The 9,944-nt window shown below is 66.5% G+C and carries 10 protein-coding genes and 1 pseudogene; 9 read left to right on the top strand and 2 right to left on the bottom strand.

The window, feature by feature from the left end; genetic code table 11:
* The 4 genes and pseudogenes from FBZ88_RS28000 to FBZ88_RS27980 form a co-directional block, all read left to right on the top strand.
* A pseudogene (locus tag FBZ88_RS28000) lies at positions 1–324 on the top strand (myo-inositol-1-phosphate synthase); the annotation flags it as partial.
* A 152-nt stretch (positions 325–476) separates the two neighbouring features.
* Positions 477–728, top strand: coding sequence for an acyl carrier protein (locus FBZ88_RS27990; protein WP_004274421.1), 252 nt, complete (start codon positions 477–479; stop codon positions 726–728).
* A 3-nt stretch (positions 729–731) separates the two neighbouring features.
* The gene (spt, locus tag FBZ88_RS27985; protein ID WP_145620277.1) at positions 732–1,967 is read left to right on the top strand and encodes a serine palmitoyltransferase; all 1,236 of its coding nucleotides are present in this window, start codon (positions 732–734) and stop codon (positions 1,965–1,967) included.
* 46 nt (positions 1,968–2,013) lie between these two features.
* Positions 2,014–2,325 (top strand): DUF1343 domain-containing protein, encoded by a 312-nt coding sequence (locus FBZ88_RS27980; RefSeq protein WP_281290165.1) that lies wholly within the window; start codon positions 2,014–2,016, stop codon positions 2,323–2,325.
* 265 nt (positions 2,326–2,590) lie between these two features.
* Here FBZ88_RS27980 and FBZ88_RS27975 read toward each other — a convergent pair whose 3' ends face one another.
* Positions 2,591–3,331: an SDR family NAD(P)-dependent oxidoreductase gene (locus FBZ88_RS27975; RefSeq protein ID WP_145620276.1), complete on the bottom strand. Its 741-nt coding sequence runs from the start codon at positions 3,329–3,331 to the stop codon at positions 2,591–2,593.
* A 111-nt stretch (positions 3,332–3,442) separates the two neighbouring features.
* Positions 3,443–4,060 (bottom strand): isochorismatase family protein, encoded by a 618-nt coding sequence (locus FBZ88_RS27970; RefSeq protein ID WP_145612177.1) that lies wholly within the window; start codon positions 4,058–4,060, stop codon positions 3,443–3,445.
* A gap of 137 nt (positions 4,061–4,197) precedes the next feature.
* Between FBZ88_RS27970 and FBZ88_RS27965 the strand changes: the two genes are divergently transcribed.
* From FBZ88_RS27965 to FBZ88_RS27940, 5 genes are all read left to right on the top strand, one after another.
* On the top strand, positions 4,198–5,109 hold the full coding sequence (locus FBZ88_RS27965; RefSeq protein ID WP_145620275.1) for a LysR substrate-binding domain-containing protein: 912 nt from the start codon (positions 4,198–4,200) through the stop codon (positions 5,107–5,109).
* A 161-nt stretch (positions 5,110–5,270) separates the two neighbouring features.
* Positions 5,271–6,149: a pirin family protein gene (locus FBZ88_RS27960; protein ID WP_145620274.1), complete on the top strand. Its 879-nt coding sequence runs from the start codon at positions 5,271–5,273 to the stop codon at positions 6,147–6,149.
* 112 nt (positions 6,150–6,261) lie between these two features.
* The gene (locus FBZ88_RS27955; RefSeq protein WP_145620273.1) at positions 6,262–7,206 is read left to right on the top strand and encodes an alpha/beta hydrolase fold domain-containing protein; all 945 of its coding nucleotides are present in this window, start codon (positions 6,262–6,264) and stop codon (positions 7,204–7,206) included.
* Positions 7,207–7,252: 46 nt separating this feature from the next.
* Positions 7,253–8,779 carry a GMC family oxidoreductase gene (locus tag FBZ88_RS27950; RefSeq protein WP_145620272.1) on the top strand — a complete coding sequence of 509 codons (1,527 nt, stop codon included), beginning with the start codon at positions 7,253–7,255 and terminating at the stop codon, positions 8,777–8,779.
* 231 nt (positions 8,780–9,010) lie between these two features.
* Positions 9,011–9,931, top strand: coding sequence for an NADP-dependent oxidoreductase (locus tag FBZ88_RS27940; protein ID WP_145620271.1), 921 nt, complete (start codon positions 9,011–9,013; stop codon positions 9,929–9,931).
* Positions 9,932–9,944 lie beyond the last annotated feature (13 nt).

Raw genomic sequence — 9,944 nt, 5'->3', positions numbered from 1 at the left:
CACGTCGGCCCCAGCGACTACGTGCCCTGGCAGAACGACAACAAGCTGTGCTTCATCCGCATGGAGGGCCACCTGTTCGGCGACGTCCCCATGGACATCGAGCTGCGCCTCTCGGTCGAGGACTCGCCCAATTCCGCCGGCGTCGTCATCGACATGATCCGCTGCTGCAAGCTCGCCCTGGACAACGGCATCGGCGGCATCCTGGAAGGGCCCAGCGCCTATTTCTGCAAGCACCCCCCGGTCCAGTACACCGACGACATCGCCTACCAGATGACCGAGACATTCATCCGCAGCACCACCCTGAAGCTCGCCGTCGCCAAATGAAGTGCCTCATCGTCGCAGCCGGGCAAGGAACCCGGCTGCGGGAGCGCGGGCCCCCTATCCCCGTGCCGCGACCATTGATCCTGATCACGGGCCGCCCAAGCGATCGAGTCCCCTCATAACGTTCCCCCCCATAACGTCTCCGATGCCAAGATATGCAGAACTCAGCAGAGCAGATCCGGTCGCTTGTCTTCGACGCCCTCCGTGCCGCGCTGGATAGACCCGTCGAATTATCGGACGATACGAACATCACCGAAGGCCTCGGTCTGGACTCGGTCGCGGTCATGGATTTCGTGATGGAGATCGAAGATGCGCTCGACATCTCCATCCCGCTGGACCGGATCGCCGAGGTGAAGACCGTCGGCGATCTCGTCGCCGCGGCGCAGGACCTTAAGGGCGGCCGCTGATCCATGGCCCTCTTCGACAAGTACGCGCCGCTGATGGGGCAGTTCGAGAGCCTGGAATCCATCGGTCACAACCCCTTCAACGTCAGCTTCGACCGGGTGCTCTCCCCCACCGAGGGGGTGATCGCCGGCCGGCGCATCCTGCTGCTGGGCACCAACAACTACCTGGGGCTGACCTACGACCCCGACGTCATCGACGCCGCCGTCGCCGCGACCCGCAGCCTGGGCGCCGGCACCACCGGCTCGCGCGTCGCCAACGGCAGCTACGGCGGCCACCGGCAGCTGGAACGCCACCTGGCCGACTTCTACGGCCGGCAGCACTGCATGGTGTTCTCCACCGGCTACCAGGCCAATCTGGGCATCCTCTCCGCCCTGGCCGGCAAAGACGACCACCTGATCCTGGACGCCGACAGCCACGCCAGCATCTATGACGGATCCCGCCTGGGCCACGCCCAGGTCACCCGCTTCCGCCACAACGACCCCGACGACCTGGACAACCGCCTGCGCCGCCTGGCCGACACCCCCGGCGACAAGGTCATCGTCGTCGAGGGCATCTATTCCATGCTGGGCGATACCGCCCCGTTGCGCGAGTTCGTCGAGGTCAAGCGCAAGTGGGGCGCCTACCTGGTGGTGGACGAGGCCCATTCCCTGGGCGTCCTGGGACGCACCGGGCGCGGCCTGGCCGAGGCCGCCGGCGTCGAGGATGAGGTCGACTTCGTCGTCGGCACCTTCTCCAAGAGCCTGGGCGGCATCGGCGGCTTCTGCGTCAGCGATATGGACGGCTTCGACATCCTGCGCGTTGCCAGCCGGCCCTACATGTTCACCGCCTCCCTGCCCCCGGCCGTGGTGGCGGCGGTGACGGAGGCGCTGAACCAGCTGCGCCACCGCCCGGCCCTGCGCCAACAGCTGATGGACAACGCACGCCGCTTCCATGCCGGCCTCGGCGACCTGGGCTTCCATGTCGGGCCCGAGGCCAGCCCTGTCGTCTCCGCCATCATGCCCGATCCCAAGACGGCCTTCGCCTTCTGGACACGCCTGCTGGAGGCCGGCCTCTACACCAACGTCAGCCTGCCCCCCGCCACGCCCAAGGGCCTTGCCCTGCTCCGCTCCAGCGTCAGCGCCGCTCACAGCCGCAGCCAGATCGACCACGCCCTCTCCCTCTTCGCCACCACGGGACGCGAACTGGGCCTCATCCCGGCAGAGCCGGTCGCCCAGCCCGAAATCCGCGTCGCCGCTCAGTAGTACTTCATCAGCACGGAAACGGGATTGTCCCCGGCCTGGACACCGGTTGACCTCTGGGGTCACGACCTTCATCCCAACGGGGGATCGCCATGCCGGCTTGCCGTGCCAAGGGGTGCGCCTGACGATGACGGATCGCATGGCCCTGGATAGCCCGCTGCTGGGTGTGGAACTGGCGGCGGCGCTCCACCGGCTCTACCCGCAGCGGTTCACCCTGGATGACACCTTGGGCCTGATCGGTTCCAAGGCCACGGTTGAGGCCATCCGTTCGGGCGTACCCCCCCGCGCCATCGCCGCCGGATGGGAAGCGGACCTGACGGCCTTCACGGCGCTACGCGCCAAATACCTGCTCTATCCGTGAACAGCGGCGGCCTGATCCATCTCGAGGGGCGCGGCACCGGACCATGGGAAGGTGCGAACCATCGGCCCACGCTGGACCCGACGTACCGGCCGTAACCGGAAACGATATCCATCGGTCCGCCCCTCTCCCTCTCGCAAAGGTCCGCGATATTAACCCGTCGTTTCGAGGGGGCGGGCCATCCAAACGGATACCGCATCGTTCGGCGTCCAAGTTGCGCGCCGAATAGGGCCTTGCTCAGCGCCTACGGGGCGGTGGCCGGCGGGGGTTACGCGTTCGCCCCACCATCAACGGTGAAGCCCGTGCCGTTCACCGAACGGGCCTCATCACTGGCGATGAACGCGTATAGCGCGGCGACGTCCTCGGGCTTGCCATATTCCTTGATCGCCATCCGCTGGCGCTGGGCTTCGGCATGCGGGCCAACGGCGGGGTTCATGTCGGTGTTGGTCGACCCCGGATGCACGAGGTTGACGGTGATCCCACGCGGCCCCAGGTCACGCGCTGCGCCTTTGGTCCAGGCGATCAGCGCGGCCTTGCTGGCGGAATAGAGCGCCTTGCCGGCGTCGGGCACGCGGTCCGCGAGATTGCTGCCGGTCGAGATGATGCGGCCGCCCTCGGACATGTACAGCAGGGCCGCTTGGGTCGCGAGGATCACGCCCCGGATGTTCACCGCCAGCATGACGTCGATCTGTTCGAGCGTGACTTCCTCGACAGTGCCGTAACTGATGATGCCGGCATTGTTGACGAGGATGTCCAGGCCGCCGAGTTCGGAGGCGGCGTGATCGACGGCCTGTTTGATCGACGCGGGCTCCGCCGCGTTCATTTGAACCGCGAAGGCGCGGCCGCCCGCCGCCTCGATCTCCCGCGCAATGGCGTTAGCGGCATCGGCTGACCGCTCGTACCCAATCGCGACCGCGGCCCCCTCGGCGGCGAAGCGGCGGGCGATGGCGGCGCCGATCCCACGGCTGGCACCCGTGATGAAAGCGCGTTTTCCTTGAAGGGATGACATTGCGATCTCCATTGAATCCCCGGAGCGGGCCGCGCCTTCGGCGACCCATGGACACCGGTTGGGTTTTGTGGGAGCGGTTCGCTGGAACGGTGCCGTCTTGTTTGGCGCCGCTTATTTGGCGTAGGTCGCGACGATCTGGCCGACCAGCTTGGCCCAGGGCATGTCCAGGGCGTCGTACACGGCGGCCGATTCCGGCGCGGCATTGTCTTTCAGGATCTCGACCATGAAGGTCGCGTAGTCGGAGAGGATCACGCCGGCCTGCTGCAGGCGGAACAGGTTCACGTCGTGCTTGGTGCGGTTGAAGGTGCCCGACGCGTCGACGGCGATGTAGGCGTCATAGCCCTTGGCCACGGCTGTCATCGCCGGGAAGCCCGCGCAGACCTCCAGCGAAATGCCCGCGAAGATCAGCTTCTTGCGGCCGGTCGCCTCGATCGCGGCGGCCACGCGGGGATCGTCATAGGCGTTCACCGTGGAGCGGTCGATGATCTCGATGCCGTCCAGCGCCTCCACAAGCTCGGGGAAAGTCGGGCCCCACAGGGTATCGCGCGCGGTGCTGGTGGCGACGATGGGCAGGCTGAGCGCCTTGGCCGCGCGGGCAAGCGCCACGACGTTGTGCTTAAGCTCGCCCGTCTCATAGTCACGCACGCCGGTCATCAGATTGACTTGGTGATCAACGAGGATCACGGCGGCGTTGTCCTTGGTCAGCGGCTCATAGATACGGTTCGTCATTTCCACTCTCCAGCCAATGATTGGGTCCAGCTCACGGTCATCGTTCGTGATGGCTGGAAGGTAGGGGGTGGACGAACAGCCCAGAAGACGTCTAAATCGCAACTTAACGTCCATGGCAATGGACGATGGGGGTGGTGATGCTGGACCTGAACGACTTCTTCTACTTCGTCCAAATCGTTGATCGGGGCGGCTTCACGGCGGCCGGTCAGACACTGCGCGTTCCGAAATCGACGCTGAGCCACCGCATTCAGCAGCTTGAGAACGAGCTTGGCGTGCGCCTACTCAATCGCACATCGCGGCGCTTCGGCATGACCGATTCCGGCGAGGACTTTTATCGGCACGCCGTCGCCATGCTGCGGGAGGCGGAGTTGGCCGAGACCACGATCCGTGGGCGCCTGACGGAGCCAAGGGGCACGGTCCGGTGCACGGCGGGCACGGCGACGATGCAGTTCGCGCTCGCGGACATCATCGCCGACTTTTTGGTCCAGCACCCGAAAGTCAATGTCGTCGCGCATGCCGCCGATCGCACCGTCGATATCGTGGGCGAGAATTACGATCTGGCCGTCCGGGCGCACTCCGACCCGTTGCCGGACTCCAACCTGGTTCAGCGGACCCTCGCGCCCGCGCCCTGGTTCCTATTCGCGGGTTCCGACTATGTGAAGAGGCACGGCGCGCCGAAGACACCGCAGGATCTGCAGGAGCATCCCTCGCTGTTCATGATGCGGACGGGCGTGGAGCCCGTGTGGCGGCTGCGTCACGCACGCCAAAAGCGCGACGAGATCGTGGTGCCACTTACCCCGCGCCTGCTCGGGGATGACATGGTTGGGCTGAAGCAGGCCGCGATCAAGGGCTTGGGCGTGGTGGCGCTTCCCGGCTACATCTGCCGGGCGGAGGTCCATTCGGGCGCCATCGAGCGCATCCTGCCGGATTGGCTTGCCGGCGATTCCACGCTGACCGCGCTCATCCCATACCGTCAGGGTCTCCTACCCTCCGTACGGGCGTTTCTTGACCATCTGTCGGCGGAATTTCCCAAGCGCGTGCTCATGTAGGGCTGGCGGGTTGGACAAGGGCGACCTCTGGCCCCGCGCCCGCCATTACGCCCAGGTCCAGCGTTCAACCATTTGGACGTTAAGTTCCAAACTTGGCGACTTCCCGGCCGGTCTGCCCCGTTCATAATCGCGGCATCAGACAAGTTGTTGGAGTGACCGCCATGGATGGCATCGCAAACATCGAAAAGACCGAGGGAACCGCCCAGCGGCTTGGACAAATCGTCTTGGGCGTCCCGCACAGTATTGGCTCGGGCTTTTCGGCCCGGCACTTCTCGGAGGAAATGTTCGCCGGGGCGATGGATCCGCTGCTGATGGTGGATCACTTCGTCATGACCGCGCCGACCTTCGAGCCGCACCTTCACGCCGGAATTTCGGCGGTGACCGCCATGTTCGAGGATAGCGAAGGCGTGTTCCTCAACCGGGACACCCTGGGACACAATATCGAGTTGAAGGCCGGCGACCTTTACTGGCTGACGGCCGCGAGCGGTGCGGCCCACGAGGAAAAGCCCGCGAAAAATTCGCGCGTCCATGCCTTGCAGGTTTTCGTGAACCTGCCCGAGCGTCTTAAGAAATGCCCGGCCCGTTCGCTGCGAGTGGACGCCGGCGACGTGCCCACGATCGAAGGCGGCGGCCACCGCGTCCGCGTCGTTCTGGGCGCGAGCGGTGGCATCAAGGGTGAGACCGGGACACCCGAAGAGACGACGATGCTGGACGGCTTCCTCGCCGCCGACGGCCGGTTCAGCCACGCGCTGCCGGAAGGGCGGCAGGCATGGATTTATGCCGTGTCGGGCACGGTGACGGTCGCCGCCGACGGGGAGGAGCGGGTCCTGCCGGCCGGCACGGCCACAACGGTCGAGGCGGGCTTGGCCATCGAGGTGGCCATGACGGCCAAAGCTCCCGCCCACTTCGTGCTGATGGCCGGCAAGCCGATCCACGAGACGTTCGTGAAGCACGGGCCGCTGGTCATGTCGACGGCCGACGATGTCCGCCGCACGCTCGCCGATTTCGCGCGAGGCAAGTTCGGCCGCGTTCCCACCTGATCCCATCAACCCATCCATCCTGATCCACGCGCGGTGACGTTCCCCCCGCGCGACGGCCTACCCACGCCCGGAGTGATCGCGCATGACGACCCCATCCATAGGAGATCGAGAGATGACCGACCTCAGAACAGCCGACCGGCCCACCGAGACGAACGTGCCCTGGATATCGGCGGCGGAGCGCGGGCGCGAAGCGGCGCTGCTGGCCCACTTCGCCCACTTCTGGGGCACCGCCACCGGCGCGCCGCGCGCGATCTACGACACCTTCATCGCGGCCAGCCCCTTGGCGGCCGGCGCCACTGTCGAGGAAGTCACCACCGCCGAGGTGCATGGCTGGTGGGTGCGCCCAGAGAGCGCCCGCGCCGCCGGGCAGGCGATCCTGTTCATCCACGGCGGCGGCTATGTCATGGGCACGGCCCAGGCCTATCGCGGCTTCGTCAGCCAGATCGTCAGCCGGAGCGGCATCCCCGCCCTGGCGATCGACTATCCTCTCGCGCCGGAGGCGACCCTGCCGGCGGCGCCGGACGCCGCCTTGGCCGCCTACGAATACCTGATCGGGCAAGGCTATTCCCGGATCGCGATCGTGGGGGACTCCGCCGGGGGCGGCCTGTCCTTGGTCACCATGGCGCAACTGGCCAAGCGGTCGGACACCGCCAAGCCGATCGCGGGGGTGGTCTTCTCGCCCTGGGCCGATCTCGCCTTCACCGGCGGGTCGATGACGGATCCAGGATTGGTCGACCCGCTGATCGGCCACGACTACCTGCGGGACTGCGCGGACAAATATCTCGGCGCTTACGCCGCCACGGACCCGCTCGCCTCGCCGTTGCACGGCGACCTGTCCGGCCTGCCGCCGCTATTGATCCAGGTCGGCACCGCCGAGCGTCTTCTCGACGACTCCCGCCAATTCGCGGCCAAGGCCGCCGCGGCCGGCGTCGCGGTCGAGCTCGAGGTCTGGGGGGGGATGCATCACGTCTTCCAGCTCGATGTCGCCCATCTCGAAAGCAGCCGTGACGCGCTTGACCGCGCCAGCCGCTTCCTCATCCGCGCCTTCACCCCCTGAACGACCCGCCGCTCGATGGCCGGTCGAGATCTGATAGAGAGATCCCATGGCAACCCAGCTTTCATCGGACACCCACCATGATGTCGTGATCGTTGGCGGCGGCTCGGCCGGCGCCGTCCTCGCGCGTCGCCTGAGCGCGGACGGAAGCCGTCACGTGCTGCTTCTGGAGGCCGGCGCCGCTTATGCGCCCTCGGCCTATCCCGACGTGATCGCCAATGCGAACCGGGTCGGCGGCGACGCCGCGCACGGCTGGGGCTACCACACGCAGGATGGCGCCACGCTCGGGCATGACGTGAACGCGATCCGTGGGAAAGTGCTGGGCGGCAGCTCGGGCGTGAACGCCGCTGTCGCGATGCGCGGCCGCCCATCCGATTTCGCGCGCTGGACGGCGATGGGCGTCGAGGGATGGACCTGGGACGATGTCTTCCCGATCTTCAAGGCGCTGGAGAACACGCCGACGGGTGATGACGCCTGGCACGGACGAACCGGGCCGTTTCCGATCCGGCAGCGGACCATGGAGGAGATCACGCCGTCCATGCGCGCCTTCGTGCTGGCGTCGGAGGCGGTCGGCCTCGCGCGCGTTCAGGACTTCAACGGCGCCCAGCAGAACGGGGTCTCACCCTATCCGCTGAACGTCGTCGGCGAGCATCGCGTCAACACCGGCATGGCCTATCTCACCGACGAGGTTCGCGCGCGGCCGAACCTCACCATCCGGGGCGGGGCGGAGATCGACACGGTCTTGTTCGACGGCAAGCGCGCCGTTGGCGTCCGCCTGGTCGGCGGTGAGGAGGTCCGTGCCGGACAGGTGATCCTTTCGGCCGGCACCTACGGCAGTCCCGCCATCCTGATGCGCTCCGGGATCGGCCCCGCCGGTCATCTTCGGGAACTGGGCATCCCGGTGCTGGTCGACGCACCGGTGGGTGAGCGGCTGAAGGAGCATCCTTTCTATTACAATGTCTATGCGCTGAAGCCGGAGGTCTCCTCCATGACGCCCGTCGCCGGCGCGATCATCTGGACCAACTCGTCCGAAGCGGGGCCGGACGAACTCGACCTGCATGTCTCGGGCACGCACATCTTCGATCCCGCGCTGAGCCCGACAGGCGGTGCAATCGTGCTGGCCTGCGCCGTGACGCTGCCCAAGTCGAACGGCTCGATCCGGCTCGCCAGCCGCGACCCGAGGGCGATGCCGCTCATCCGTTTCAACTTCTTCGATGATCCCGGCGACCTCAGACGCATGAAGGAAGCCGTTCGATTGTCACGCAAGATCGGGCGCACAGCCCCGTTCAGCGACGCGATTGCGTTCGAGATGGCGCCGGGGGACGATGTCCAGGACGATTTGGTCCTGGAGCGGGCGATCATCGCGCAGATCGACGGTTATTCCCACCCGACCTCGACCGTGCCCATGGGTGCCGAAGGCGATCCGGCGGCCGTGGTCGACAGCCAGGGCAGGGTGCGCGGGGTGGAGGGCCTGCATGTCGTCGACGCGTCGATCATGCCGGACATCGTATCGGCACCGACCAACGTCACCACGATCATGATGGCTGAGGCGATCAGCCGGAAGCTGCTGTCATGATTCATGGTTTTAGGGCCGACCAACCGTTCCGGCGCGCCGATCCCGCCTTCGTATTCCGCCAGCAGGTTCGACGCCTCAATCTCGTCGTCAAATTCCCCGGCCTGCGCCTTGGCGACGCAAACCCGGAATAGATTGCGACAGGCGATCTGGTTCCCATCGCCGACGCGGAACCATGACGGCGATGGCGGGTTTTGCTGCCCCCATCATTCCAATGCAAGAGAGGAGGCTCCGATGCAGGCGGTGCGTATCCACAGCTTTGGCGGGACCGAGGTTCTGACGCTGGAAGATGTGCCCAAGCCCGAGCCCGGTGACTATGAGGTACTGGTGCGGGTGCAGGCGGCCAGCGTGAACCCCGTTGATTACAAGATCCGCAATGGCAAGTATCTCCCAGCCGACCAACTGCCGCTGACCCTGGGCCGTGATATGTGCGGCACGATTGAGAAATGCGGCCGCGCCGTCACCGGCTACAGCGAAGGGGAAGCGGTCTACGCCATGCTGCCCACCGACCGGGGCGGCTATGCCGAGTATGTGGTGGCCAACGTCGCCCATTGCGCACCCAAGCCGGAGCGGCTGGATCCCATCCAGGCCGCCGCCGTCCCGCTGGCCGCCCTGACGGCTTGGCAGGGCTTGTTCGACCATGGGCGCCTGAAGGGCGGGCAACGGGTGCTGGTTCATGGCGCCGCTGGCGGCGTGGGCCATTTCGCCGTGCAGTTCGCCAAGGCCTACGGCGCCACCGTCTACGCCACCTGTTCCGAAGGGGATTTGGAGTGGGTGCGGTCCCTAGGCGTGGACAAGGCCATCGACTACAAGAACCAGCGCTTTGAGGATGAAGTGCCGGAGGTTGACCTGGTCTACGACCTGGTGGCGGGTGAGACCCAGGACCGGTCATGGTGGGTGCTGAAACAGGGCGGCATCCTGGTTTCCACCCTGACCGAGCCCTCGGCCGACAAGGCCAGGGAGCATGGCGCTGAGGGCACGCGCTACACCGCCCACCCCGATGGCCGCCAACTGGCGGAGATCGGGCGACTCATCGACGCCGGGCGGGTGCGGGTGCAGGTCGATAAAGTCTTCGCCCTGGAAGAGGCGGCGGAGGCGGAGCATGTGCTGGAGGATGAGCATGTGCGGGGCAAAGTGGTGCTCAAGGTCGCTTGAGCCCCCCAGGGGC

Origin of the sequence: Nitrospirillum bahiense, from assembly GCF_007828025.1 — a bacterium.
Taxonomy (GTDB): Bacteria; Pseudomonadota; Alphaproteobacteria; order Azospirillales; family Azospirillaceae; genus Nitrospirillum; species Nitrospirillum amazonense.
Note: the sequence above shows the minus strand (reverse complement) of the source record. Positions and strands in the feature narration are given on the sequence as shown.